Here is a 22,517-nt window from a genome sequence, read left to right as displayed (position 1 = left end):
TGCTGTCGCTACGCTGAACGGACCCGAGGCTCACCGCCGCAGAAACGCCTCGAGCTTGGCGAACAGCGGGTTCTCCCGGTCGAACACGTAGTCGAGCGAAACCACCGAGACGGTCTCGGCGCCATGCTCGCGCAGGAAGCTCGCCAGCGCATAGAGCTGGCCCGGCGGGCAGTGCAGCGTCAGCATGCCCGACGAGGTCGGTCCGCCGAACGGGGCTTCGACGCCGAAACGGCTGTGGGCTTCGCCAAGCAGGGCCGCGTCGCATTGCCGGAAGCGGGTCCGGACCTCGCGGTATTTGTTCGCCCGTGCCCTTGCTGCGATGTGATCGAGGATGACGCGGGCGGTCTCCCGCGCCTGCGGCGACCAGTCGGCGTCCCTTGAGGCGACCAGATTGGCCTGGCTGCGCAGGATCACGCCGTCGTCGAGCACCCGCAATCCGTTGGCGGCGAGCGTCGCGCCGGTCGTGGTGATATCGACGATCAGCTCGGCGCTGCCGGCCGCCGGCGCGCCTTCGGTCGCGCCTGCGCTCTCGACGATGCGGTAATCGGTGATGCCGTGGGTCTGGAAGAAGGCGCGGGTGAGGTTGATGAACTTGGTCGCGACCCGCATCCGCATGTGATGCTGCTCGCGGAAGCCGGTGGTGACGTCGTCGAGGTCGGCCATGGTGCGGACGTCGATCCACGCCTGCGGCACCGCGACGACGACGTCGGCATAGCCGAAGCCGAGCCCTTCGATCAGGGACACGCGCCTGTCGGCATCCGCGATGTTCTCGCGCACCAGGTCTTCGCCGGTAACGCCGAGATGCGCATTGCCGCGTGACAGTTGCGAAGCGATCTCGCTCGCCGACAGGTACGCGACCTCGACATTGTCGAGGCCCGCAAGCGTGCCGCGATAGTCGCGCGCGCCGCCGGCCTTCGACAGCTTGAGCCCGGCGCGGGCGAAGAACGCCTCGGTGTTTTCCTGAAGGCGGCCTTTGGAGGGAACGGCCAGGACGAATGGCGCGCTCATGGCTTAAGCTCCCACCTTGCGGCCGATCCGGGTCAGCGCGTCCACCCAGACCGAGAAGCCGACCGCGGGGATCGGCTCGGCTGAACCGAGCTGGGTCATCAGCCCGTCATAGCGGCCGCCGGCGACCAATGGCTCGGCGCCGTTGCCCCTGTGATGCAGCTCGAATTCGAAACCGGTGTAGTAGTCGAGGCCGCGCCCGAACGCGGTCGAAAAGCGGGTTTGCTTCACGTCGATGCCGCGCGCGGCCATGAAACCGACCCGGCTTTCGAACTGGTCGACGGCAGCAGTGAGATCGAGCTTCGCGTCCGTGGTGAGCGCACGCAGCTCGGCGATGGCATCGTCGGGATTGCCCGAGATGCCCAGGAAGCGCTTGAGCACGGCGATCGCCTCGCGGGGCAGTGCGCCACCCTTCAGCGTCGACTGTTCGAGGAAACGGTCGGCGATCTCGGCCGTGGTGCGGCCGCCGACATTGGTGGTCCCGGCGATCGACATCAGATCGGTGACGAAAGCCAGCGCCGCCTTGCGGTCGGAGCCGGCAAGCGCGGCCAGCACGCCCTCGTATTCGCTGCGCGTCGCGGTGGTCGCGGCCGCGAGCTTCTCCAGATCCTTTTCCAGGCTGATCTTGCGGTTGAAATCCTTGACCAGACGGCGGCGCCAGACCGGATAGAGGTCGAGCGCGTCGAGCAGGGCGTTGAACAGCGCGACGTCGCCGGTGCGGATCTCGGCGTCGCGGACGCCGAAGGCGCTGGTCGCCTCCAGCGCCAGCGCCAGCATCTCGGCATCCGCCGCGGCACGGTCCTGGCGGCCGAACGATTCGATACCGGCCTGGAGGAATTCACTGGCCTGGCCGCTGCGGTAGCGGAACACCGGACCGAGATAGCTGAACCCGGCCGGCTGGCCGGCGCGGCCGGAGGCGAGGTAGTCGCGGGCGACGGGAATGGTCAGGTCGGGCCGCAGGCAGAGTTCCTCGCCGGACAGGTCCGTCGTCAGATACAGGCTCTTGCGGATGTCCTCGCCGGAGAGGTCCAGGAACGGCTCGGCCGGCTGCAGGATCGCGGGCTCAGCCCTGACATAGCCGGCCTGCGCGAACGACAAGAGCAGCGTATCCGCCCAGGCGGCGGAGCCGGCAGCATTTGAGGTGGCAGTCGCGGTCATAAGAGGGGTCCATCGTCCCGGTGGAACCGGGCAGGGCAAGGGGAGGCGAATTGGCGCAGCCCTTAGCATGGCCCGGAAACGGTTTCGACCTCCAAAGGATCAATCGCTTAATGGCCGGGCAATGCCGGGATCAGCCGGTCCCGCCGCCCCAATCGCCCAGCACCGCCTGCACCAGCGCCAGCGCGGCCACCGCGGCGGTGTCGGCCCGCATGATGCGGGGGCCGAGCGCCAGCCGCAGGATTTTCGGCTGCCGCAGCAACAGCGCTCGCTCTTCCTCGGCAAAGCCCCCTTCGGGGCCGATCAGCACGTCGATACCTTGGCCGGGCTCGTACGCACCTTGCAGGCTTTGAACGGGGTTTTGGACCTCCGCTGCCTCATCGCAGAAGATGAGCAGGCGGCCCGCAGGGCGCTGACTGAGGTACCGCTCCAGCGGCACCGGCTCGGTCACCGCGGCGATGCTCAAAATGCCGCACTGCTCGGCTGCTTCGACGACATTGGCGCGCATTCGCTCGGTGTTGACCCGGGAGGCCTGGGTGAACCGGGTGAGGACCGGCTGAAGCGTGGCGGCGCCCATCTCGATGGCCTTCTGCACCATGTAGTCGAGCCGGGCATGCTTGAGCGGGGCGAAGACGTAAGCGAGGTCGGCCAGCTGGTCCTGGGGCCGGGTCTGCTGGAGGATGACGAGGCCGTCCGGCCGCTTGCGGCCTTCGATCGCTGCCTGCCACTCGCCGTCGCGGCCGTTGAACGCCAGAACCTCGGCACCGGCGGCAAGCCGCAGCACATTGCCGAGATAATTGCTCTGGTCGCGGTCGAGCGGGACCCTGGTGTCCTGGGCAAGGGGGGCGTCGACGAACAGGCGGGGAGCACGAAAATCGTGGGAGGGCATCGTTCAAAGGTCCGATTCGCCGCATTTATTAACCGAAAGCAGCCATTCCGGGGGTAAATATTGCCGAATCGGTGCGGCGGCGCGCCGCGCTCTTGCCCTATTCGGCGGGTTGTTAAGGGCCGGCGGGAATCGTAAAATCGCGAGCACGCTGGTTGCGCTTCAATTAGGAAGGCGCCGAACCCCGTAAGCTCCTGCCGGAGAGACTATCTTGATGATCCGTCATTTGATGGTTCCGATCACTGCCGCCATGGTCACCATGGGTGCCGCTGGCGCCTACGCGCAGGGCTTCCCTGCGCCGCTGCCCGGACAGGCCGCAACCAGTTCCGCATTTCCGCCCGTGAATGGCTCGGCCCCGACCGCCTCGGTCGGTGCGGCGCCGCAAGGGTCGTTTCCCGTGAATGGCACCGCGCCCGTCGGTGGCGCCGGTGCCTTCAGCGCGGCCCCGCCGACGCAGGGCGGTCCCGGCGAGGACTGCATGAAGGCCTTCATGCCCCTGCGCGAGGAAGCCGAGAAGCGCGGCAAGCTGATCAAGGCCGCGAGCGACCGTCACGCCCCGCCGGACGAGGCCTGCAAGCTGATCCGCAATTTCAGCCAGGCCGAGTCGAAGATGATCAAGTACATCGAGACCAACGCCGCCAAATGCGGAATCCCGCCGCAGGTCGGCGGGCAGATGAAGGAAGGCCACAAGAACACCGAGGCCATGCAGGCGAAGGTCTGCAACGTCGCGCAGCAGATGCAGAACCAGCCGCGCGGTCCGGCCGGCCCGTCCTTGAGCGAGGTGCTGGGTTCGGGCTCGGCGCCTGAGGCCAATGCCGGCAAGAAGGGCGGCAGCACCTTCGACACGCTCAACGGCAACGTTCTCACCCGATGAGCGACACATCCGCCCGCGTTGCCGATTCCACCGGCAACTGGGTCGATACGCTCGCGCCGCAATGGGCGCGGCCCTATTTGCGGCTGTCGCGCTTTGATCGTCCGATCGGCTCCTGGCTCCTGTTGATGCCGTGCTGGTGGTCGGCGGCGCTCGCCGCCGCCATGGCACATGACGTCCGCGGCCTGCCGCTCACCATCGTGCTGTTCTTCATCGGCGCCTTCGTGATGCGCGGGGCCGGCTGCACCTGGAACGACATCACCGACCGCGACCTCGACGACAAGGTCGAGCGCACCCGCTCGCGGCCGCTGCCGTCGGGGCAGGTGACCACCAGGCAGGCGCTGGTCTTCATGGTCGCGCAGGCGCTCACCGGTCTCGTGGTGCTGCTGCAGTTCAACCGCTTCGCGATTGCGACCGGCATCGCCTCGCTTTTGATCGTCGCGATCTATCCCTTCATGAAGCGCATCACCTGGTGGCCCCAGATCGTGCTGGGCCTCGCCTTCTCCTGGGGCGCCCTAATGGGATTTGCCGTCACCTTCGGCCGCATCGAATTGACCGCGCTGGTGCTCTATGCCGGATCGATTTCCTGGGTGATCGGCTATGACACGATCTACGCGCATCAGGATGCCGAGGACGACGCCCTGATCGGCATCAAGTCCACCGCGCGCCTGTTCGGCGCCCACACGCACCAGGCGCTGATCCTGTTCTTCGGCCTTGCGGTGATGCTGATCGGCGTCGCGCTGGCCTCAGGCGATGCGCGCTGGCCGGCCTGGCTCGGGCTCATGGCCTTCGCCGTGCATCTGGCCTCGCAGATCGTGCGCTTGAAGATCGACGATCCCGAACTCTGCAAGCGCCTGTTCTACTCGAACAAATATGCCGGCTTGCTGCTGTTTGCGGGACTGCTGGTCGACGCTGTGATGCGGGCGTAGCTGCCGTAGGGTGGGCAAAGGCGCTCTTGCGCCGTGCCCACCATCTTTCCAGGATTTCGATAGAGGAGGTGGGCACGCTTTCGCTTTGCCCACCCTACGGCACTTGTGATTGCCGCTCAATTCCGCGCGATGATCTCGCGTTCGGCGCGATGAACCGGCAGCTCGCGGGTCATGGCGGTGCGGCGGCGCATCAAAAATTTCGGGCGCCGGGCGCGGATCGCATTGGCGCGGCGACGGCGCGGCGTGGGCTTGCGGGCGCCTTCGTCGAGCTGCGGAAGCGCGAACAGTTCGCTCCACACGGCCCAGGCCTCGGCGAGCTCGTCGCCATCGGCGCTGACCAGCAGCGGAACGGAGAGCGAGGGATCGCGATGCACGAGCACGAGGGTCTGCGCCTCGTCATTGCCGCGCAGCGCGACGCCGGTGAAGTCGCTGACGCGCACGTTGATCGCCATCTGCATGCCGCGGACGGCACGGCGCAGCACGACACGCTCGCGATGAAGCTCGATCTGCCGGGTGTATCCGTCGGCGCGCGGATCGTGCGCATCGAAGCGGACCGGAAGGGAAAGAGGGTCGAGCCGCAAGCTGCGGCCCGACCCGTCGGGAGTGACCCCGCATGTAGCTGTTTGACGCCTCACGGCTTTAGTCTCCCCGCCGGGATTATATTCCCGGTCGATGCGAGGACCTTAGCGCGCGCCTTGCCGAAACCGCTTAAAAAGGCTGGTTAACCCAGCGTCACCGCCGCTCATGATTGACAAGACCTTGGCACGCATGATTGACGAGACGTTGCGCTGATGGTGCGAATCTGAGCCATTTGCGGGCTGAAAATGCTTGAAGTCCGCGCCAATCGGGCACATCTGGTGTTCAGGGCCGTTATCGCCCCGAAACCTCCCGTCCCAACAGGATTTCGTTTGTGAACCCTTCACCAAGCTCGACGCTTTCGCCCAAAGCCAATCGCGACCTGTTCGATCAGTCCGCGCTGTCCGATCTCGCGCAGCGGCTGGTCGAGGCGGCCAAGCGCGCCGGTGCGGATGCGGCCGATGCGGTCGCTGTGCGCGGCATCTCGCAGGGCGTCGAGGTGCGTGACGGACGCGTCGAGGAATCCGAACGGTCCGAGGGCGACGATGTCGGCCTGCGCGTGCTGGTCGGCCAGCGCCAGGCGGTGGTTTCGACCAACGACGTCAGCGGCGATGCCGTGACCAAGCTTGCCGAGCGCGCGGTTGCGATGGCGCGCGTCGCGCCCGACGACAAATATGTTGGCCTCGCCGATCCCGCGCTGCTCGCGCGCGACTTCCCCGATCTGGATCTGCTCGATCCCGACGTGCCTGCGACGAGCGAGCTCGAGCGCCGCGCGCTCGAGGCCGAGGCTGCCGCGCTCGCCGTGAAGGGCGTCACCAAATCCGGCGGCGCCTCCGCCTCGGCCGGCATAGGCGGCATGGTGCTGGTCACCAGCACCGGCTTCCACGGCTCCTATTTGCGTTCCAGCCAGGGCATCTCGGCGACCGCGATCTCGGGCGAAGGCACCGGCATGGAGCGTGACTACGACTTCACCTCGGCGCCGCACGGCGCCGATCTGTTGTCGCCGGAAATCGTCGGCCGTTCCGCCGGCGAGCGCACCGTGGCGCGTTCCAATCCGCGCAAGGTCGAGACCTGCAAGGTGCCGGTCGTATTCGACCCGCGCGTCGCGGGCTCGCTGGTCGGCCATGTCGTCGGCGCCATCAACGGCGCCTCGATCGCGCGCAAGACCAGCTTCCTCAAGGACAAGCTCGGCCAGCAGCTGTTTGCGAAAAACATCCGCATCATCGACGATCCCCTGCGCAAGCGCGGCCTGCGCTCGCAGACCTTCGATGCCGAAGGCGTCGCGGTGAAGAAGATCGCGCTGGTCGACGAGGGCGTGCTGACGACCTGGCTGCTCGACTGCGCCACCGCGCGCGAGCTCGGCCTCACCACCACCGGCCACGCCCATCGCGGCGTCTCGTCTTCGCCCTCGCCGGGGCCGTACAATCTGCATCTCGAGCCGGGCACGCCGACGCCGGCCGAGCTGATCGCCGACATCAAGCAGGGTTTTTACGTCACCGACCTGATCGGCTCGGGCGTCAACGGCGTCACCGGCGATTACAGCCGCGGCGCCTCCGGCTTCTGGATCGAGAACGGCGAGCTGACCTATCCGGTCAGCGAGGTGACGATCGCGGGCCATCTGTTCGAGATCTTCAAGTCGATGCAGCCCGCGAACAATCTGGAGTTCCGCTACGGCATCAATGCGCCGACGGTGCGCATCGAGGGTTTGACGCTTGGCGGACGCTGACGCGCATTCGACGGACGAAACCATCCTGACGCGCGACGCCGCGCTGCTGCAAGAGACGGTGCGGGAAGCAGGCCGCCTCGCGCAGTCGATGTTCCGTACCGAATTGCGGAAGTGGACCAAGGGCGCGTCCTCGCCGGTGTCGGAAGCCGACATCGCCGTCAACGATTTGCTCGAGGCGCGCCTGCGCTCGACCGCGCCGGATTACGGCTGGCTGTCGGAGGAGAGCGCCGACGATGCGACGCGGCTGTCGCGGCGGCGGACCTGGGTGGTCGATCCCATCGACGGCACCCGCAACTTCCTCAACGGCCACGACGAATGGTGCGTCAGCGTCGCGCTGGTCGAGGGGGCCTCGCCGGTGCTCGCCGCGGTGTTCGCGCCCACCAGCGACGAGTTCTTCTTCGCGGCCCGCGGGCAGGGCACGACGCTCAACGGCAGGGCCGTGCGGGCGACGTCCGGCTCGGTGCTGGACTTCTCCCGCGTCGCCGGCCCGAAGCCGATGGTCGAGCGGCTCAACATGTCGGGCGGCGACATCAAGCTGCATCCGCGAATCGGCTCGCTCGCGCTACGCCTGTGCCGGGTCGCCGACGGCGTGCTGGATGCGGCTTTTGCGGGGGGCAACAGCCATGATTGGGACCTTGCGGCGGCCGATTTGATCGTGCAGGAAGCGGATGGTAGGATGAGCGACCTCTCCGGAGATCCCATCCTCTATAACCGCCGGGAAGTCACGCACGGGGTGCTGGTGGCAGCGGGTCGCGATCGTCATGCGGGCATCGTCGCGCATTTTCGAGACCGTCCCTTGCCCTGAGTGCGTCCGCCGTGCTTCTCGAACACTGCTTTGCCGGGCAGCCCGCTAGGAAAGAACCCATGTCAGATAGTGCCCCGCAACAATTGCTGCATCTCGTCATCGGTGGCGAACTGCTCGATCTCGAGCACAACACCTTCAAGAACCTCGACGACGTCGAGATCGTCGGCCTCTATCCGAACTATGCGTCCGCACACGTCGCCTGGCGGGCCAAGGCGCAGAGCACGGTCGACAACGCGCAGATGCGCTATTTCATCGTCCACCTCCATCGGCTGCTCGACCCGAATCAAGAACCGGCGCGTTGAAAAAACTGCTTCGCAATACGCTGCGAAGCAGCTTCGTTCAGCGTGCCGTCGGGGTCCTGGCGGCCGAATATCTGCGTCTGGTCTGGCGGACCAACAAATTCACGTTCGATCCGCCCGACGTCTATGACATCGTCGAGCCGCAGATCCCCGCGATCTTCGCCTTCTGGCACGGCCAGCACTTCCTCACGCCGTTCATCAAGAACAAGGACTCCTACCGGGCCAAGGTCCTGATCTCGCGGCATCGCGACGGCGAGTTCAACGCGATCGCCGTCGAGCGGCTCGGCATCGGCCTGATCCGCGGTTCCGGTGACCACGGCGGCGCCTTCCACCGCAAGGGCGGGGTCGGGGCGTTCAGGGAAATGGTGCAGACGCTCGAGGACGGTTGTAATGTCGCGCTGACCGCCGATGTCCCCAAGCGCTCGCGCGTGGCCGGGCTCGGCATCATCATGCTGGCACGGGAATCGGGACGGCCGATCATGCCTTTCGCGATGGCGACCAGCCGCTTCATCCGGCTCAAGAACTGGGACCGCACCACCATCAACCTCCCGTTCGGGCGGGGCGCATTGGTCGGCATCAAGGAAATCCACGTTCCGCCGGATGCCGACGCCGCCACCATGGAAGCGCTGCGGCTGGAGCTGGAAGAGACCTTGAACGAGGCGACCCGCCGCGCCTATGCGCAACTCGGCCGCCCGGGGCCCCAAGATGGCTAACTCGCTGCCCAATCGGCTGCCAATGACGCTGCGGATGTACCGGCGCCTGGCGTCGGGTCTGGTGCCGCTTGCGCCCGCGTTGATCAAGCGGCGGCTGAAACAGGGCAAGGAAGATCCCGCGCGCGTCGGCGAGCGGCGGGGCCTGTCCCGGGACGTGCGTCCGCACGGCCCGCTGGTCTGGATCCACGGCGCCAGCGTCGGCGAGGTGCTCGCCGCGGCCGCGCTGATCGGGCGCCTGCGCGATCTCAATCTGCGCATCCTGCTGACCTCGGGCACCGTCACCTCGGCCGCCGTCGTCGCAAAACGCTTTCCGCCCGACGTCATCCATCAATACGTGCCGTATGATTCCCCGCGCTATGTCGCGCGCTTCCTCGATCACTGGAAGCCGTCGCTGGCGCTGTTCATCGAATCCGATTTGTGGCCCAACCTGATCCTGGCGGGCGCAACGCGGCGGGTGCCGATGGTGCTGATCAACGGGCGGATGTCGCCGCGCTCTTTCCCGCGCTGGCGGCGGATGTACGGCACCATTTCGGCGCTGCTGTCGCGGTTCGACATCTGCCTCGCGCAGTCGAAGACCGATGCGGAGCGCTTCTCGGCGCTCGGCGGCCGCGACGTCGTCACCACGGGCAACCTCAAGCTCGACGTGCCGGCCCCGCCGGCCGATGCCGCAAAGCTCGAACGGCTGATGGCGATGACGCGCGGGCGCCCGATCATCGTGGCGGCCTCGACCCATCCGGGCGAGGACGAGATGCTGGTCGCGGCGCATCGCAGCCTCGCCGGTTTCTTCCCGCAGCTTCTGACGGTGATCGTGCCGCGGCATCCGGATCGCGGCGCCTCGATCGCTGGCTTGATCACGGCATCGGGTCTGAAGCCGGCATTGCGCTCGCGCGAGGAATTGCCGACGGCCGCGACCGACGTCTATGTCGCCGACACCATGGGCGAACTCGGCCTGTTCTATCGCCTCTCGCCGATCGTGTTCATGGGCGGATCGCTGATCCGCCATGGCGGCCAGAATCCGATCGAGGCGATCAAGCTCGGCGCCGCCATCGTCCATGGTCCGCACGTCTTCAATTTCGCCGATGTCTACGAGGCGCTCGACGGCAGCGGCGGCGCGCGCCCGGCCGAGACGCAGGAGGCGCTGGTCAAGCAGCTCGGCCAGCTGCTGGCCGATCCCGCCATGCGCGACAAGATGCAGCGTGCCGGTAGCGGCGTGGTCGAGGATCTCGGCGGCGCGCTCGATCGCACCATGATCGCGCTCGAGCCCTATCTGCTGCAGCTGCGGATCGAGATGGGGGCCGCCAATGCGTGAGCCGGCCTTCTGGTACCGGCCGCGTTCCCTCGAGTCACATGCGTTACAGCCGTTGGGTCTGCTCTATGGCGCGATCACCGAACGGCGCATGCTGCGCAAGGGCTTTGACGCCGGCATCCCCGTGATCTGTGTCGGCAACTATCATGTCGGCGGCGCCGGCAAGACGCCGACCGTGCTGGCGTTGACGAAGCTGTTGCGCGAGCTCGGCGAGACGCCGGTGGTGCTCAGCCGCGGCTATGGCGGCCGCCTGACGGGCCCGGTGATGGTCGACCGGATGCGCCACACCGCTTCCGACATCGGCGACGAGCCGCTGATGATGGTGCGCGACGTTCCCGTTACGGTCGCGCGCGACCGCCTCGACGGCGTCGCGCTGGCAAAGTCGCAGGGCGCCACCGTGATCCTGATGGACGACGGTTTCCAGAACCCGCGCCTGCTCAAGGACGCCTCCCTGATCGTGATCGACAGCGAGCGCGGCCTCGGCAACGGCAAGGTTTTTCCGGCGGGTCCCCTGCGCGCGCCGCTGAAGGCGCAGCTCGCGCGCACCGACGCGCTGGTGCTGATCGGAAATGGCCATGCCGCGGACGATGTCGCGGCGGAGCTTGCGAAGCATAACAAGCCGGAGCTGCGCGCGCGCTTGCAGCCGGATGCAGCCTCGCTCGCGCAGCTGTTCGGCAAGCGCGTCTTCGCCTTCGCCGGCATCGGCGATCCCGAACGCTTCTTCCGCACCCTGCGTGCCAGCGGTATCGAGACCGTGCGCACGCGCCCGTTCGCCGATCACCACATGTTCACGGACAACGAAATCGCCGCGCTCGCAGCGGAGGCGCAGCGCGAGCAACTCACGCTGGTGACGACGGAAAAGGATCTTGCGCGCCTGCGCGGCCGCGACGGCGTGCCCGACGGCATCGTGCCGTTCGCCGTCGAGCTCGAATTCGACGATCCGGCAAAGCTGCGGCAGTTGATCAGCGATCAACTCTACAAGGCGCGCGAGCGACGATTCGTCAGGCGATGATCTCGCAGAGCAGAGCGAATTCGTCATCGCTCGAAGAGCAAAGGCGAAGACCTGCCGCGTATCCATGCCACCGTGAAGATGCGATGGAAAAATAATTCACCCAGCGTCATGCGATGTCTCACGATTGAGCGGGCGACATGTCGCGGCTGATGAATTCCCTTCCGCGCCTTCGGCAGTTGATGTAGCCTTGCAGCAGAGCCGTTACCGGGACGTGCCGAACTCCCGGAAATCATCGGCGGCGTTTATGCCCACGGCGGGCAGTACCTTCATCATTGCAGATGCAGCGGCCGTACCGATCAGTTCGGAACGGCAGGGGGAGTCATTGTCAAACCCCAGAGGAGACATGCCATGCATTTTTGCCTCGCCGGACAATACACGCCACGCGCTCTCAATGCCATTTTGGAGAATCCCACGACCGATCGCCAGGAGGCGGCGAGAAAGCTCATCGAGGCGGCCGGCGGAAAACTGATTTCGATGTATAGCGTCGCGGCCGACGGCCCGGGCGTTTTAGTGATTTTCGACGTGCCTGATCCGAGTGCGGCTCCGGCCATTTCCGGCCTGACCGTCACGGCGGGCACCCTGCAGAACGTGAAATTGACTCGGTTGTTCACGCAGGACGAGATCAAGCAGGTTCGCCAGAACGCGGCGAAGCTGCGCTCGTCGTATAGCCCACCCGGAAGCTGACATCCGGATTGAAAGCGAAGCCGCCGCTGTTTGACCAAGCGGCGGCAACGCTCACCCCTCGGCAATCATCACGTCTGCAAACCGGGGCGAGGCGAAAATCCGCCGGCGTCGATTGATGGACGATGCGGTATGGCGGGGGCTGCATCCGGTGTTATGGGTCTGACCGTACGTGTTTGCCAGCGACCTCGGCATACGGCCTGCGATCGCGGTTCAGCAATCAGTCATGCTCACCACGCGCCGACGGCCATCAATCCGGCAATGGTCAGGCACGACATGCAAGCCACCATGAAAGTATAACATTCGGGTGTATTCATTGTTGACTCCCAAACTGCTTGCCAATTGCTTGGTCACTGCTACGCGGGAGAGATCGCCGGTCCTGGGGCCGATTCAATTCGGCGCGCCGCGACCGGTCTTGCGTTGTGCGTCCGTCCTCTCATCGTCACCCTGATCCGCAGGATGATAATTCGCGTCATGAGCTTCGGAGCGTTCAGCTGCGATCAGAAGCTGTTTCCGCATTTCAGCGAGGCGGGCGCGGCAATATTCACGATAGAGCAGGTCGAATATGGTGGGCATGATCACCCCCATCGTTGACTTTCGATTTACAGATCTTCCACCGCGAATTTTCGAGGTGATCGTAGCCCGCCTGATGGCTCTTCGATATGAGCCCGTTCACAGACTGCGCCAATTCCAAAGCTCGATCGCTGTTTGGTTGACTTGATCGTCTGTGCGCTAAAAAGAAACAGGGCTAATGACCTAACATTCAGTTTAGCAGCGCTCTGTTTCAACAAGACTTCGTCAAACAACTTGAGGGCGTCGGATCGCGACGAAGAATCCAACCTCAGCGCGAAATGACTAACCACGGAGTGCAAGCGCTGTTCGATGCAACGCTGCAGCAGCCTGCCATTCAGATCATCGCAGCGCTCCGGCAACAGCGATCATCGCGACAAGGCGCGCGAGCGGCAGTTCAACAGATGGTGATCCCGGAGCTCTGGCAGGGTGGCAAAGCGCGGCGTGCCGACATGTTTGTCTGAATTCGCGGTGATGTTGTGGGCAGGGCCCTTTGCGCCTTTGCCCACCCTGCGACACCCGCCATTCAGGCGACATTCATCGCAAGACCCGTATCGATCCGAGTCGATCGGGAGAGTTCGATGAAACTGCCGTCTGCGACCGTTGCCGCCAGCCTTGTGTGTCTGATCATTGCGCCGGTGTTCGCGCAAACGCCGCCTGTCGCGGCTCCCGCTGCTCCAACCGGCACGGTGCCAGTTCCCGCGACCAAGCGCGTCACATGTCTTGCGACGACGCAAAATCTGAAGGGGCAGGACAAGCGCGACCAGATGCAGCTCTGCATGGCGCAGGCGCGGCTTGATTGCCTGAAGCAGGCGATCGATCAGAAAGTCGTCGGCGAAGCCAGGAAGAGTGCGATCAAGACTTGCGTAGGCACGGATGGTCCCGAGCAGCAATAGCCGAACGCCCTCGCGAACTCGGTGCCGTAGGGTGGGCAAAGCGACGCGTGCCCACCGTCTTCGTCGCGATCGTGGAGAGATGGTGGGCACGGCGCCTTGCGCCTTTGCCCACCCTGCGAGATCTACAAGATCACGGCTGCGGCTTCAGCGCGCCGGGAAAGTGCCGCTGCAACACGGCGACGGGCGTGGCGTAGGCTTCTTGCAGGTCCACGCTCCAGTACTTCAACTCGTCGAGCGGAATCCGCGTATCGGTGATCGCGCAGCGGACGAAGGTCCCCGGCGAGATCACGCGGAAATCGCCGTCGAGATATTGCACCTGCGCTTCGCCATGGCCCGAGGGGCCGAACTTGTTCAGCACGGTCGACAGTCTCCGTGGAAGGCCTCTCCGCGGAAAACGCCGGAGGGCACGATGTGTTGGACGGGATGTAGCATAGATAGGGCGGCTTGTCCGCCCGGTAAACCCACCGGTTTGTGATGTTTTGGCGCCGTTTCCGCGTGATAGGGCTTGGACGAAGGATCCAACGGCAGAGTCCGATGCGCCTTCGATTGACCGCCCTGTTCCTGATGTTCCTGATGCCGGCCGCTCACGCCGCGCCGGCGCCGCAGCAGGTCGAGATTCCGCTGTCGTCCGGAATCCTGCATGCGCAGCTCTACAAGCCCGAAGGCGAGGGGCCGTTTCCGACCGTGATCGCGCTGCATGATTGCGGCGGGATCAGTAGTCATTCCGAGCCGGTGCTGCCGCGCTATCGCGACTGGGCCGAGCGGCTGCTCAAGGCCGGCAACGCCGTGCTGCTGCCCGACAGCTACGGCTCGCGCGAGCTCGGGCCGCAATGCCGCGTCAAGGAGATGCACGTCAAGGCGCGGCGCGAGCGTGTTGCCGACATCGCGGCCTCGCGCGCCTGGCTGATGAAGCAGGCCTGGGTGGCGCGCGACCGTGTCAGCCTGATCGGCTGGGCCAACGGCGCCAGCGCGCTGCTCTGGGCCGTGCGTCCGCAGAGCGCGGCACGCGATCTGGGTCCGGATTTCCGCGCCGCGATCGCGTTCTATCCGGATTGCCGGATTTCTGCCGGCCTCGGCTGGAGCGCGCGGGTGCCGACCCTGGTGCTGATCGGCGCCAATGACGACGTCTCGTCGCCGCCGGCTTGCCGCCAGATGGTCGACGGTGCGCGCGGCCGCAGCGCGCTTGCGCGCATCGTGGTCTATCCCGGCGCCTATCATGATTTCGACCGCGCCAACACGCCGCTGCACGCAGCTGCCGGCAGCCCCGACGCCGCCGCCCCCGAGCACGGCCATCTCGGCACCGATGCGCAGGCGCGCGCGGAGTCGCAGAAGGACGTTGCGGAGTGGCTGGCACGGTAGGGAGGTGCCGTAGCCCGGATGAGCGAAGCGACATCCGGGACGACTATTCCCCGCATATCGCTTCGCTCATGCGGGCTACAAATCCCCCAAGCGGGGCCGCCCGAGGAACAACAGCGGACAGCCCCGCATCGACCACCGCCCTGCACGGACCATGATGGCCGACCGTGAATCTACGGATCGCGCATCAAACGGGTTTCAGCATGTGGCGGCGCCATCATTCGACCACGATGTCGATTAAACGCATCGTTCATGCGCAACCGCTTCGTCCTTTTCTCGTCCGCACTGATCGTCTTCACCGTCGCGATCTTCCTGTTCGAAGCCCACGCCGGCGCGCCGCAACTCGCGCCGGAACATTGCGGCTTCTGGACCACGATCGACGCGGGATTGTCCTGCCGGTAGGTGAGCCGGTGTCGTAGCCCGGATGAGCGAAGCGATATCCGGGGTGACTGCTCCCGCTAAGCACCGCTGCTACCCCGTCATTGCGAGCGCAGCGAAGCAATCCAGAATCTTTCCGTTGAGGGATTCTGGATTGCTTCGTCGCAAGAGCTCCTCGCAATGACGAGCTTGTGGCCCGCGCTCTCCACACACTCGCTGTCATCGCCCGGCCAGTGCGCAATTGCGCACTAGGAACGGGCGATCCAGTACGCCGGGACGTCCGTGATTCATCGGGAAGCCGCGGCGTACTGGATTCCCCGCTTTCGCGGGGAATGACACCGCGAGTGGAACGCCGCCCTCACGTCTCAGAACAAATTGCCCTGGTCCACCGGCTTGGCCACGCGCTTCGGCGCGGGTTTTGTTTCCTGCGCGGCCGGCTTCGGTTGCGACGGCGTGCGCTTGGTCGTCGGCGCAGGTCGATCCGCATCCGCGGTGGCCGCCACTCGTCCATCCGCAAACTCGATCTCGACGCGCGCGCCGGGCCCGATCGCATCCGCCGCATGCAGCGGATGTCCGGCTTCGTCGCGCACCAGCGCGAAGCCGCGCGCGAGCACGCTGCGATAGGACAGCGCGGAGAGCAGCTTGCCGCTGTTCTCGACGCGGGCATCGAGCCGGTGCAACAGCGTGACGAGCGCGCGGCCGGCGCGTTCGCTAAGACGATGCGTACGCTCGCGCTGGCGGGCGATCGCGTTGCGCTGTGCCTGTGCGTTGGAAAGTTTTGAGGCGCGCAGTCGCACCTCAAGCCCGGCAAAACGGTCGCGCCGCTGCCGCAACAGCGAGCGCGCGGAAAGGCCGAGCCGCTCGCCGCACACGGTGAGCCGGTGATCGGCCTGCGAGATCTGCCCGTGCAGCACCCGCAGCGTCAGTTTTGCACTGGCAGCGGTAAACCGGCGGAAATGCGCGTGCGTGTTGGCCTTGAGCCCGCGGGGCAGGGCAGCGCCTGCTGAATCCAGCCGCTGCCGCGGGATCGCGAGCAGATCGCCGGCCGCCGGCAGTGCGCGCGCGGCGGCGCGCAGCTCGCTGCGGCGGCTCTCATGGGCACGCTGCCAATAGGCGCGGGTGCGGCGGGCGAGATCGGCGACCTCGACGAACAATTCGCTGCGCACCGGCACCGCCATCTCGGCCGCCGCCGTCGGCGTCGGCGCGCGCTTGTCGGCGACGAAATCGATCAGCGTGATGTCGGTCTCATGCCCGACCGCCGAGATCAGCGGGATCATGCTCTCGGCCGCGGCGCGCACCACGATCTCCTCGTTGAACGACCACAGGTCCTCCAGCGAGCCGCCGCCGCGCGCGACGATCAAGACGTCGGGCCGCGGAATCTTGCCGCCCTCGGGCAGCGCGTTGAAGCCGCGGATCGCGGCTGCGACCTGCTCGGCCGATCCTTCGCCCTGCACCTTCACCGGCCACACCAGCACGCGGCGGGGAAAACGATCCTCCAGCCGATGCAGGATGTCGCGGATCACGGCGCCGGTCGGCGAGGTCACGACGCCGATCACCTCGGGCAGCCAGGGCAGGAGCTGCTTGCGCGCCTCGTCGAACAGGCCCTCGGCGGCGAGCTTCTTCTTGCGCTCCTCCATCAGCGCCATCAGCGCGCCGATGCCGGCCGGCTCCAGCGCCTCGATCACGATCTGGTACTTGGAGGAGCCCGGATAGGTGGTGAGCTTGCCGGTGGCGATCACCTCGAGCCCTTCCTGGGGCTTGAAGCGCATGCGGCCGTGCACGCCCTTCCAGATCACCGCCTCGATCTTGGCGCTCTCGTCCTTCAGCGCGAAATAGCAATGGCCGGAGGAGTGGGGGCCGCGAAAGCCCGAGATCTCGCCGCGGACCCGGACATGGCCATAGGTGTCCTCCACCGTCCGCTTCAGGGACTGCGAGAGCTCGGAAACGGTGAATTCGGGCGCGTTGTTCAGTTGTTCCGCAGGCGGCATCGGCAAACGATTCGGCATTTTGGGGTCAGACCCGACGTTAAGGATTTTCGCAGCGCGGCGCCAATCCGGGACTTGATCGTAAGAGTACTCTGCAATATAGAGTTCTCTATTGGTGGTGTGAGAGGGAGTTTGAGCCATGGCGATCCGTCTGCTGCGCGGCGTTTTGAGCGGCCTGAAATGGGCGCTGTGTGCGGTCGGCGCCGCGGCGCTGATCCTGGTCGCGATGATTGCAACGCCGCTGGAGCGGCCGCCGGAGATGCGATCGGTCTCCGAGTCCGCCAAGGGGATCGACTGGTCCACACTGCCCGCGCTCGAGCGCTTCCAGGCCCGCGACGGCACCTGGATCGGCTTTCGCCACTATGCGCCGGTTGGCGCCGCGACCGACCGGGGCGCGATCTTCATCCATGGCTCCTCCGGCTCGAGCGGAACGGTCAATCACGCGCTGACCCATGCGATCGCCGCGCGCGGGGTGGAGACCTGGGCGCTCGACATTCGCGGCCATGGCGGCTCCGGCACGCGCGGCGACATCGGCTATGTCGGCCAGCTCGAGGACGATCTCGTCGATTTCGTCGCGCATGTCCGCAAGAGCGCGCCGGACCTGCCGCTCACCCTGATCGGCCATTCCGCCGGCGCCGGCTTCTCGCTGCGCGTCGCGGCGACCCCGATCATGCAGGACATGTTCGTGCGCACCGTGCTGCTCGCGCCCTATCTCGGCTACGACGCGCCGACCAACAAGCCGAAAGCCGGCGGCTGGGCCAACGCGGACATGCCGCGCTATTTCGGTCTTGCCGCGCTGCGCAAGCTCGGCATCGACTGCTGCTCGCAGCTTCCGGTGCTCGCTCTGGCCGTGCCGCAGAATTCGGCGAAGTATCTGGTCTCCACCTATTCCGACCGCCTGATGCGCAATTTCGGCACGCGCGGCTATCGCATCGATCTTCCGGCGACGACACGCCCGATCACGGTCTTCGGCGGCGCCGAGGACGAGATGATGATCTCGGACAAATATGCGGAGACCGTGCAGGCAGTGAAGCCTTCGGTCGACGTCAAGGTCATCGACGGCATCAACCACATGGGCATCGTCACCAACCCGAAAGCGGTCAATGCGATCGCCGAGGATGTGGCAACGCGCGGGAGCGGGCAGTCATGATCGACAGCAAACAGGCGGCTGAAGCGCTCGCCGATATCGACGACATGGTCAGTCGCGTCCGTCAATCGCGGATCTACGACCTCGCCAGCCAGTTGATCATCATGTGGGGCGGACTGGTCTTCGCCGCCAATATCGCCACGTGGCTGTGGCCGCAGCAGGGATATTATTTCTGGATTACGGTCTACGTCCTCGGCATTGCCGGCTCCTTCGCCATCAGCGCCTCCAATCAACCATCGAGTGGCATTCGCAGCTTCGACGCGCGCATGCTGGCCGCTTTCCTGATGCTCGTCGGGTTCGGCTTGTTCTGCTCGTCGGTGCTCGGCCACTTCACGCCGCGCCAGCAGGGCACGTTCTGGACGATCTATTGCATGCTGTTCTACGCGCTGGCCGGCTTGTGGTTCGGCCGCGCCTTCATCGTGATCGCCGCTGCGATCACCGCGCTGACGCTGATCGGCTATTTCTTCGTGGTCGGCGACACCTTCCTGCCATGGATGGCGGTCGTGAACGGGGGCGGCCTGATCGTCGGCGGCCTCTGGATGCGGCGGAGCTAGACATGGCCGAGCTCGACGACATCATCCACCAGCCGTTGCGGCTGAAGATCATGGCGGCGCTGAATGCGCTGCCGCAGTCGGCAGGCCTGGAGTTTTCAAGGCTGAAGAAACTCACCGGCGCCACCGACGGCAATCTCGGGGCCCATATCGAGACGCTGGCCAAGGCCGGGTATGTTTCCGTAGAGAAAGCCTTTGTCGGCAAGAAGCCGCAGACCACAGTCACCGCCACCGCCGCCGGCCGCGGCGCCTTCGCACGGCATGTGGCGACGCTGCAGGAGATCATTGCGGGGAAGCAAAGCTAGGCAATCGGCAATATTGGTACAGTTGGGTGGGAACCGCGAACTGCGCCCATCAGCATTGATAAGACTAGACAATTTTCGCCGCTAGGTTCGGGTTTTGTAGCAGTCTTTTGTATTTGCGCTAGCCCCTACAGGGCCCTACGGAAGGCCGGTCGCGACGTCATCCACCACCCGTGCACTTAGCTTTCAATCACAGTCAGATTTGCCGTCGATGGTGCTTTCGTTCGCCGCAAACTCGCCCACGCTGTTTCCAGCGGCAGTGACCACCCCAGGACGAGATGACGCTTGGCTGCTTCGTGAGCGTAACCATCGTCTGCCCTCCTGCAAGTCTTGGCTTGTATCAGCGCAGGATTCCTTCACCGTTGCTCGGGATGCAGCATTCGACGTAAAGGCTGTCTAGGCATTTTGGCTAAGTCCGCTCCTTTAGGTTTACAGCTTATCGCTTGCCCTTTAGCTTCCATACAACTTGTGGGTTGAGGGGGAAGCATGTCCAAGCCAGTTAAAAAGGCTGCGCAAAAAGCTGTGCCGAAACAGCCAATCGTAGTTTCATGCGTCAATCTCAAGGGAGGGGTCGGCAAGACTGCTATCGCAGTAAATTTTGCTGCCTATTGTGGCCGGAAAGGCCTGCGCACGCTCTTGATTGATTTGGACCCGCAAACAAACGCAACGTTTTCCTGTATCTCTGTTCCGGCTTGGGAAAAACACGCTACGGCTAACGGCACGGTTGCCAACCTCCTTGGGGTCCGTCAACACACGAGTGCCGAGGGTAAAGCTAAGCCCGTGCAGGACGTGATACTCAAGGGCGTCTTCAACAACGTTGATTTGATTCCCTCTCACCTCGACCTCTTCACCATCGATCTGGACTTGAGTTCTGAAGTCGCTCGCGAAACGCGCCTCCGCAGAGCCATCAAGGATGTTCTCGGGAACTACGACGTGGTTGTGTGCGACTGTCCGCCCAACCTCACTATCCCTACTCAAAACGCTCTGGCCATCAGCACTCACTACGTCGTTCCCGTTTCCTTGGACTTCCTGTCGAGCCTTGGAATCGCGCTGTTGCTAAACCGGATCTCTAAACTCTCTCAAGATTTGGAAAACCCTTTGATTCACGCCGGGATCATCATCTCGCGCGTTGGTCGCACGTCTTATTTTCGGACACAAACGGCGCAAACCCTTCAAACGGCGTTCCAAGGCATGGTATTTTCTACCCAGATTGTTGAACGGACTTCTGTTGCAGAATCCGCAGCCAAGAACTGTTCGATTTTTGGAATGCCTGATAACAACGCTATCGGGGAATTTACCGCTCTGGGTGACGAGCTGCTCGCAAAGCTGAAGACAAAATGAAAACTCACGAAATAGCAAAGATACTCGTCAATTTGGCGGAGGCACTTCGGCTCGCTCCGAATGTAGAACTAGAGAGCATGAAACTGCGACCGCCGACGCGACCGAAGCCGAATACAGCTGACATCCCCATGGCGCTGAGCGCCTTGGTGGCGTTGTCACAATTTGACAAGGCGCAGTGGCGGACCGTGATCGAAGAGTACAAGTTTCCATTGGAGGTCAAAAATACAGAATCCACACGTGACATCGTAGGGAAGATTCTGCGGCATTTAGAGCAAGACCCCGAAGCCCGGAAAAAACTCAGAAACGCCGTCCAGCGAACCAAGTCGGATGTTAATCCCGAGCTGATGACGGCGCTCAACTTTTTGCTGAAGTAATGTCACAGCTAATCAACGAAATTGATGCCAACCATGCCGTCTTTTTCAAGGAGTGGACAGCACAAGCTGCGCAAAATTGGACGCAACTTCAAGATAACGCCGTATACCAAGAAAGCTATCGCAGGCTGAGCGCTATTCAAGCGATTAAGGCCTATTTGGTAGTTCCACACTACAGTAGTGGGAGCGCTGCGTTTTTTTTCGAAGCGCATAACGACGCTCTCGTTTCACATGTGAATGCTTCGGTTGGAGCTTGGCGCGCCGCTCTGCAGGCTTTGCGTGGCTGCATCGAAAACATTCTCTGTTCGATCTACTACAATGATCATCCGATAGAACTGGAGCTTTGGGGCTCTGGCAAGTTCATCATCGGCTTTACGGATTTAGTTAGGTATCTCGAAAAACATCCACGCTTGGGATCGTTGCCCGAAAACGTATCAGGCCTTGGGCTCCTGAAGACCGAGTACGCACTGCTATCCAAAGCTGTTCACGCATCAGCCGTTGACTTCCGTATGACTGATCCCATTTCGGACGTCCTGCTTTGGAGCGTCGATCCGATCAAGGCCTCGATGTGGTCAACGAGGGAGAAGCGCACGATAGAGGGGGTTTCGTTGCTTATGGCATCGATGCACAGCAGTGCCTTACAGGGTACAAAGTTGACACCTCTGCGTGAAGTTTTGGGACTTAGCATCAGCACGTCAAAACGGACTGCTTTGCGCCAAGCCGTGGGCGTCAACATCCGGACCCCGTAGCTCTCTCCAGCTCCGAGCGTTTTGAGCTATACAAATCGGAATCCCTGCGATTCCGCAGAGCACGTTGTATAATAACTAAACGGGCACTTAGGCGACAGCAGGCTGCACCTCTACCTGCCGTTTGAACTGCCGCGCTTTCACAATCGCGTATATGGCTACACCGATTCCGATAGCTCTCAGAATGAGGTGCAGTATCGGTGCGGTCGCATTGACCTTTGAGTACTCTTCAAAGAAGACCGCGTTGGTCGCAAACGCAACGATTTGATAGACAAGGACACAGACGCTCACCGCAACGGATTGCGTTTTCATTCCCCAAATCGTCAGACAAGTGACTACGACTGCGTCAACGGCGAATGTCGCCAGCTCTTCGTTGGGCTTCCCCATCGCAAAAAGAGTACCGTGACCGACGGCCATCCAGAGCGTATGCCCGACCAGCACACCGAGCATCCAGGCGGCGTAGTCGCGCAGCTTCAGCTTCGTGAATATCCAAATGCACAAGGCAATAAGGAGCGCTGGTAACCAGTACAGTCCGCCGAATGCTCTGCCAACGACGACGCTTACAACAATGACAGCCCAACCAGAAATCGTGCCCATCCAGTTGCGCGGCTTCTTTTCAACCTGCGCGGCGGCCTGTCGATATTCAGGCGGCAACGGCGAGTTGCGCTGTTCGAGTACTGGAGGTTTCGGCACCGACCTGACGGGGACCGGAGGCGGTCGCACGAAAACCGCCTTGAGGGCGGGAAGGGTGCCAGCTTCTACCCAGTCCGCGTAGCCCTCCTGCCAGACGAGGACATCCTGCGGCCGAGCTTTCCTTTTGAGCACCTGCCCCAGCCCATCAAAATCGACAGGCCCTACAGTCTCACTCCCCTCTGCGTAGTACCAAAGGTCCGACATTCCGGTTCCCCGC

Annotated in this window: 26 protein-coding genes; 18 read left to right on the top strand and 8 right to left on the bottom strand. The window is 64.0% G+C overall.

Annotated elements, in window-relative coordinates; all coding sequences use genetic code 11:
• Positions 1-30 precede the first annotated feature (30 nt).
• The 3 genes from hisG to NLM25_RS39770 form a co-directional block, all read right to left on the bottom strand.
• Positions 31-1,008 carry an ATP phosphoribosyltransferase gene (gene hisG / locus NLM25_RS39780; RefSeq protein ID WP_254140524.1) on the bottom strand — a complete coding sequence of 326 codons (978 nt, stop codon included), beginning with the start codon at positions 1,006-1,008 and terminating at the stop codon, positions 31-33.
• A gap of 3 nt (positions 1,009-1,011) precedes the next feature.
• Positions 1,012-2,163, bottom strand: coding sequence for an ATP phosphoribosyltransferase regulatory subunit (locus NLM25_RS39775; RefSeq protein ID WP_254140523.1), 1,152 nt, complete (start codon positions 2,161-2,163; stop codon positions 1,012-1,014).
• Between the two features lie 130 nt (positions 2,164-2,293).
• On the bottom strand, positions 2,294-3,049 hold the full coding sequence (locus tag NLM25_RS39770) for a 16S rRNA (uracil(1498)-N(3))-methyltransferase (protein WP_254140522.1): 756 nt from the start codon (positions 3,047-3,049) through the stop codon (positions 2,294-2,296).
• A gap of 211 nt (positions 3,050-3,260) precedes the next feature.
• On the opposite strand from NLM25_RS39770, the gene NLM25_RS39765 reads away from it, so the two are divergent.
• Together NLM25_RS39765 and ubiA are read left to right on the top strand one after the other, a co-directional pair.
• Positions 3,261-3,920: a hypothetical protein gene (locus NLM25_RS39765; RefSeq protein ID WP_254140521.1), complete on the top strand. Its 660-nt coding sequence runs from the start codon at positions 3,261-3,263 to the stop codon at positions 3,918-3,920.
• Positions 3,917-4,846 carry a 4-hydroxybenzoate octaprenyltransferase gene (gene ubiA, locus NLM25_RS39760; RefSeq protein WP_254140520.1) on the top strand — a complete coding sequence of 310 codons (930 nt, stop codon included), beginning with the start codon at positions 3,917-3,919 and terminating at the stop codon, positions 4,844-4,846. Before NLM25_RS39765 ends, ubiA begins: the two co-directional genes overlap by 4 nt.
• Before the next feature lie 116 nt (positions 4,847-4,962).
• Here the strand turns inward: ubiA and NLM25_RS39755 are convergent, their stop codons facing one another.
• Entirely contained in the window at positions 4,963-5,481 is a 519-nt protein-coding gene (locus NLM25_RS39755) for a DUF6101 family protein (protein ID WP_254123333.1), read from the bottom strand.
• 275 nt (positions 5,482-5,756) lie between these two features.
• Between NLM25_RS39755 and NLM25_RS39750 the strand changes: the two genes are divergently transcribed.
• The 7 genes from NLM25_RS39750 to NLM25_RS39720 all read left to right on the top strand — a co-directional run bounded on the left by NLM25_RS39750 (position 5,757) and on the right by NLM25_RS39720 (position 11,967).
• A complete protein-coding gene (locus NLM25_RS39750) occupies positions 5,757-7,148 on the top strand; it encodes a TldD/PmbA family protein (protein WP_254140519.1) in 1,392 nt (463 codons plus the stop codon).
• On the top strand, positions 7,135-7,953 hold the full coding sequence (locus NLM25_RS39745) for a 3'(2'),5'-bisphosphate nucleotidase CysQ (protein ID WP_254140518.1): 819 nt from the start codon (positions 7,135-7,137) through the stop codon (positions 7,951-7,953). Before NLM25_RS39750 ends, NLM25_RS39745 begins: the two co-directional genes overlap by 14 nt.
• A 59-nt stretch (positions 7,954-8,012) precedes the next feature.
• Positions 8,013-8,255, top strand: coding sequence for a DUF4170 domain-containing protein (locus NLM25_RS39740; protein WP_254123330.1), 243 nt, complete (start codon positions 8,013-8,015; stop codon positions 8,253-8,255).
• Complete coding sequence (locus tag NLM25_RS39735) at positions 8,252-8,965, top strand: lysophospholipid acyltransferase family protein (protein WP_254140517.1); 714 nt, start codon at positions 8,252-8,254, stop codon at positions 8,963-8,965. The genes NLM25_RS39740 and NLM25_RS39735 overlap by 4 nt, the downstream gene beginning before the upstream one ends.
• Positions 8,928-10,274: a 3-deoxy-D-manno-octulosonic acid transferase gene (locus NLM25_RS39730; protein WP_254140516.1), complete on the top strand. Its 1,347-nt coding sequence runs from the start codon at positions 8,928-8,930 to the stop codon at positions 10,272-10,274. The genes NLM25_RS39735 and NLM25_RS39730 overlap by 38 nt, the downstream gene beginning before the upstream one ends.
• Positions 10,267-11,283 (top strand): tetraacyldisaccharide 4'-kinase, encoded by a 1,017-nt coding sequence (lpxK, locus tag NLM25_RS39725; protein WP_254140515.1) that lies wholly within the window; start codon positions 10,267-10,269, stop codon positions 11,281-11,283. The genes NLM25_RS39730 and lpxK overlap by 8 nt, the downstream gene beginning before the upstream one ends.
• 348 nt (positions 11,284-11,631) lie before the next feature.
• Complete coding sequence (locus tag NLM25_RS39720) at positions 11,632-11,967, top strand: GYD domain-containing protein (RefSeq protein ID WP_254123326.1); 336 nt, start codon at positions 11,632-11,634, stop codon at positions 11,965-11,967.
• Positions 11,968-12,354: 387 nt separating this feature from the next.
• Here NLM25_RS39720 and NLM25_RS39715 read toward each other — a convergent pair whose 3' ends face one another.
• Entirely contained in the window at positions 12,355-12,540 is a 186-nt protein-coding gene (locus NLM25_RS39715; protein ID WP_254140514.1) for a hypothetical protein, read from the bottom strand.
• Between the two features lie 575 nt (positions 12,541-13,115).
• Between NLM25_RS39715 and NLM25_RS39710 the strand changes: the two genes are divergently transcribed.
• On the top strand, positions 13,116-13,430 hold the full coding sequence (locus NLM25_RS39710; protein WP_254140513.1) for a hypothetical protein: 315 nt from the start codon (positions 13,116-13,118) through the stop codon (positions 13,428-13,430).
• A 130-nt stretch (positions 13,431-13,560) separates the two neighbouring features.
• On the opposite strand, the gene NLM25_RS39705 is transcribed toward NLM25_RS39710, so the two are convergent.
• Positions 13,561-13,788, bottom strand: coding sequence for a DUF2093 domain-containing protein (locus tag NLM25_RS39705; protein WP_028181257.1), 228 nt, complete (start codon positions 13,786-13,788; stop codon positions 13,561-13,563).
• A gap of 176 nt (positions 13,789-13,964) precedes the next feature.
• Here NLM25_RS39705 and NLM25_RS39700 point away from each other — a divergent pair, with 176 nt between their 5' ends.
• Together NLM25_RS39700 and NLM25_RS39695 are read left to right on the top strand one after the other, a co-directional pair.
• Positions 13,965-14,789: a dienelactone hydrolase family protein gene (locus tag NLM25_RS39700; RefSeq protein WP_254140512.1), complete on the top strand. Its 825-nt coding sequence runs from the start codon at positions 13,965-13,967 to the stop codon at positions 14,787-14,789.
• A gap of 249 nt (positions 14,790-15,038) precedes the next feature.
• Complete coding sequence (locus NLM25_RS39695; protein WP_254123322.1) at positions 15,039-15,188, top strand: hypothetical protein; 150 nt, start codon at positions 15,039-15,041, stop codon at positions 15,186-15,188.
• A 341-nt stretch (positions 15,189-15,529) separates the two neighbouring features.
• Here the strand turns inward: NLM25_RS39695 and xseA are convergent, their stop codons facing one another.
• Positions 15,530-17,152, bottom strand: coding sequence for an exodeoxyribonuclease VII large subunit (xseA, locus tag NLM25_RS39690; RefSeq protein ID WP_254141345.1), 1,623 nt, complete (start codon positions 17,150-17,152; stop codon positions 15,530-15,532).
• Between the two features lie 136 nt (positions 17,153-17,288).
• Here xseA and NLM25_RS39685 point away from each other — a divergent pair, with 136 nt between their 5' ends.
• From NLM25_RS39685 to NLM25_RS39660, 6 genes are all read left to right on the top strand, one after another.
• Positions 17,289-18,299 carry an alpha/beta hydrolase gene (locus tag NLM25_RS39685; RefSeq protein ID WP_254140511.1) on the top strand — a complete coding sequence of 337 codons (1,011 nt, stop codon included), beginning with the start codon at positions 17,289-17,291 and terminating at the stop codon, positions 18,297-18,299.
• On the top strand, positions 18,296-18,850 hold the full coding sequence (locus NLM25_RS39680; protein WP_254140510.1) for a hypothetical protein: 555 nt from the start codon (positions 18,296-18,298) through the stop codon (positions 18,848-18,850). The genes NLM25_RS39685 and NLM25_RS39680 overlap by 4 nt, the downstream gene beginning before the upstream one ends.
• Positions 18,851-18,852: 2 nt before the next feature.
• Positions 18,853-19,152 (top strand): transcriptional regulator, encoded by a 300-nt coding sequence (locus NLM25_RS39675; RefSeq protein ID WP_254140509.1) that lies wholly within the window; start codon positions 18,853-18,855, stop codon positions 19,150-19,152.
• 483 nt (positions 19,153-19,635) lie between these two features.
• Positions 19,636-20,490, top strand: coding sequence for a ParA family protein (locus NLM25_RS39670; protein WP_254140508.1), 855 nt, complete (start codon positions 19,636-19,638; stop codon positions 20,488-20,490).
• Complete coding sequence (locus NLM25_RS39665) at positions 20,487-20,864, top strand: hypothetical protein (RefSeq protein ID WP_254140507.1); 378 nt, start codon at positions 20,487-20,489, stop codon at positions 20,862-20,864. Before NLM25_RS39670 ends, NLM25_RS39665 begins: the two co-directional genes overlap by 4 nt.
• On the top strand, positions 20,864-21,610 hold the full coding sequence (locus tag NLM25_RS39660) for a hypothetical protein (RefSeq protein ID WP_254140506.1): 747 nt from the start codon (positions 20,864-20,866) through the stop codon (positions 21,608-21,610). Before NLM25_RS39665 ends, NLM25_RS39660 begins: the two co-directional genes overlap by 1 nt.
• A gap of 87 nt (positions 21,611-21,697) precedes the next feature.
• Here the strand turns inward: NLM25_RS39660 and NLM25_RS39655 are convergent, their stop codons facing one another.
• Positions 21,698-22,504, bottom strand: a complete 807-nt coding sequence (locus tag NLM25_RS39655; RefSeq protein ID WP_254140505.1) for a GYF domain-containing protein — start codon at positions 22,502-22,504, stop codon at positions 21,698-21,700.
• Positions 22,505-22,517 lie beyond the last annotated feature (13 nt).

The sequence above is a fragment of the Bradyrhizobium sp. CCGB01 genome, assembly GCF_024199795.1.
Taxonomy (GTDB): domain Bacteria; phylum Pseudomonadota; class Alphaproteobacteria; order Rhizobiales; family Xanthobacteraceae; genus Bradyrhizobium.
The sequence above is the reverse complement of the archived record's forward strand: the minus strand, read 5'-3'. Positions and strand labels throughout refer to the sequence as shown.

Excerpts from the sequence above, each read along its gene's own strand:
- hisG (WP_254140524.1), bottom strand. The coding sequence starts at position 1,008 with ATGAGCGCGCCATTCGTCCTGGCCGTTCCCTCCAAAGGCCGCCTTCAG.
- NLM25_RS39775 (WP_254140523.1), bottom strand. The coding sequence starts at position 2,163 with ATGACCGCGACTGCCACCTCAAATGCTGCCGGCTCCGCCGCCTGGGCG.
- NLM25_RS39770 (WP_254140522.1), bottom strand. The coding sequence starts at position 3,049 with ATGCCCTCCCACGATTTTCGTGCTCCCCGCCTGTTCGTCGACGCCCCC.
- NLM25_RS39765 (WP_254140521.1), top strand. The coding sequence starts at position 3,261 with ATGATCCGTCATTTGATGGTTCCGATCACTGCCGCCATGGTCACCATG.
- ubiA (WP_254140520.1), top strand. The coding sequence starts at position 3,917 with ATGAGCGACACATCCGCCCGCGTTGCCGATTCCACCGGCAACTGGGTC.
- NLM25_RS39740 (WP_254123330.1), top strand. The coding sequence starts at position 8,013 with ATGTCAGATAGTGCCCCGCAACAATTGCTGCATCTCGTCATCGGTGGC.
- NLM25_RS39730 (WP_254140516.1), top strand. The coding sequence starts at position 8,928 with ATGCGCAACTCGGCCGCCCGGGGCCCCAAGATGGCTAACTCGCTGCCC.
- lpxK (WP_254140515.1), top strand. The coding sequence starts at position 10,267 with ATGCGTGAGCCGGCCTTCTGGTACCGGCCGCGTTCCCTCGAGTCACAT.
- NLM25_RS39720 (WP_254123326.1), top strand. The coding sequence starts at position 11,632 with ATGCATTTTTGCCTCGCCGGACAATACACGCCACGCGCTCTCAATGCC.
- NLM25_RS39715 (WP_254140514.1), bottom strand. The coding sequence starts at position 12,540 with ATGCCCACCATATTCGACCTGCTCTATCGTGAATATTGCCGCGCCCGC.
- NLM25_RS39710 (WP_254140513.1), top strand. The coding sequence starts at position 13,116 with ATGAAACTGCCGTCTGCGACCGTTGCCGCCAGCCTTGTGTGTCTGATC.
- NLM25_RS39700 (WP_254140512.1), top strand. The coding sequence starts at position 13,965 with ATGCGCCTTCGATTGACCGCCCTGTTCCTGATGTTCCTGATGCCGGCC.
- NLM25_RS39695 (WP_254123322.1), top strand. The coding sequence starts at position 15,039 with ATGCGCAACCGCTTCGTCCTTTTCTCGTCCGCACTGATCGTCTTCACC.
- xseA (WP_254141345.1), bottom strand. The coding sequence starts at position 17,152 with ATGCCGCCTGCGGAACAACTGAACAACGCGCCCGAATTCACCGTTTCC.
- NLM25_RS39685 (WP_254140511.1), top strand. The coding sequence starts at position 17,289 with ATGGCGATCCGTCTGCTGCGCGGCGTTTTGAGCGGCCTGAAATGGGCG.
- NLM25_RS39680 (WP_254140510.1), top strand. The coding sequence starts at position 18,296 with ATGATCGACAGCAAACAGGCGGCTGAAGCGCTCGCCGATATCGACGAC.
- NLM25_RS39675 (WP_254140509.1), top strand. The coding sequence starts at position 18,853 with ATGGCCGAGCTCGACGACATCATCCACCAGCCGTTGCGGCTGAAGATC.
- NLM25_RS39670 (WP_254140508.1), top strand. The coding sequence starts at position 19,636 with ATGTCCAAGCCAGTTAAAAAGGCTGCGCAAAAAGCTGTGCCGAAACAG.
- NLM25_RS39665 (WP_254140507.1), top strand. The coding sequence starts at position 20,487 with ATGAAAACTCACGAAATAGCAAAGATACTCGTCAATTTGGCGGAGGCA.
- NLM25_RS39660 (WP_254140506.1), top strand. The coding sequence starts at position 20,864 with ATGTCACAGCTAATCAACGAAATTGATGCCAACCATGCCGTCTTTTTC.
- NLM25_RS39655 (WP_254140505.1), bottom strand. The coding sequence starts at position 22,504 with ATGTCGGACCTTTGGTACTACGCAGAGGGGAGTGAGACTGTAGGGCCT.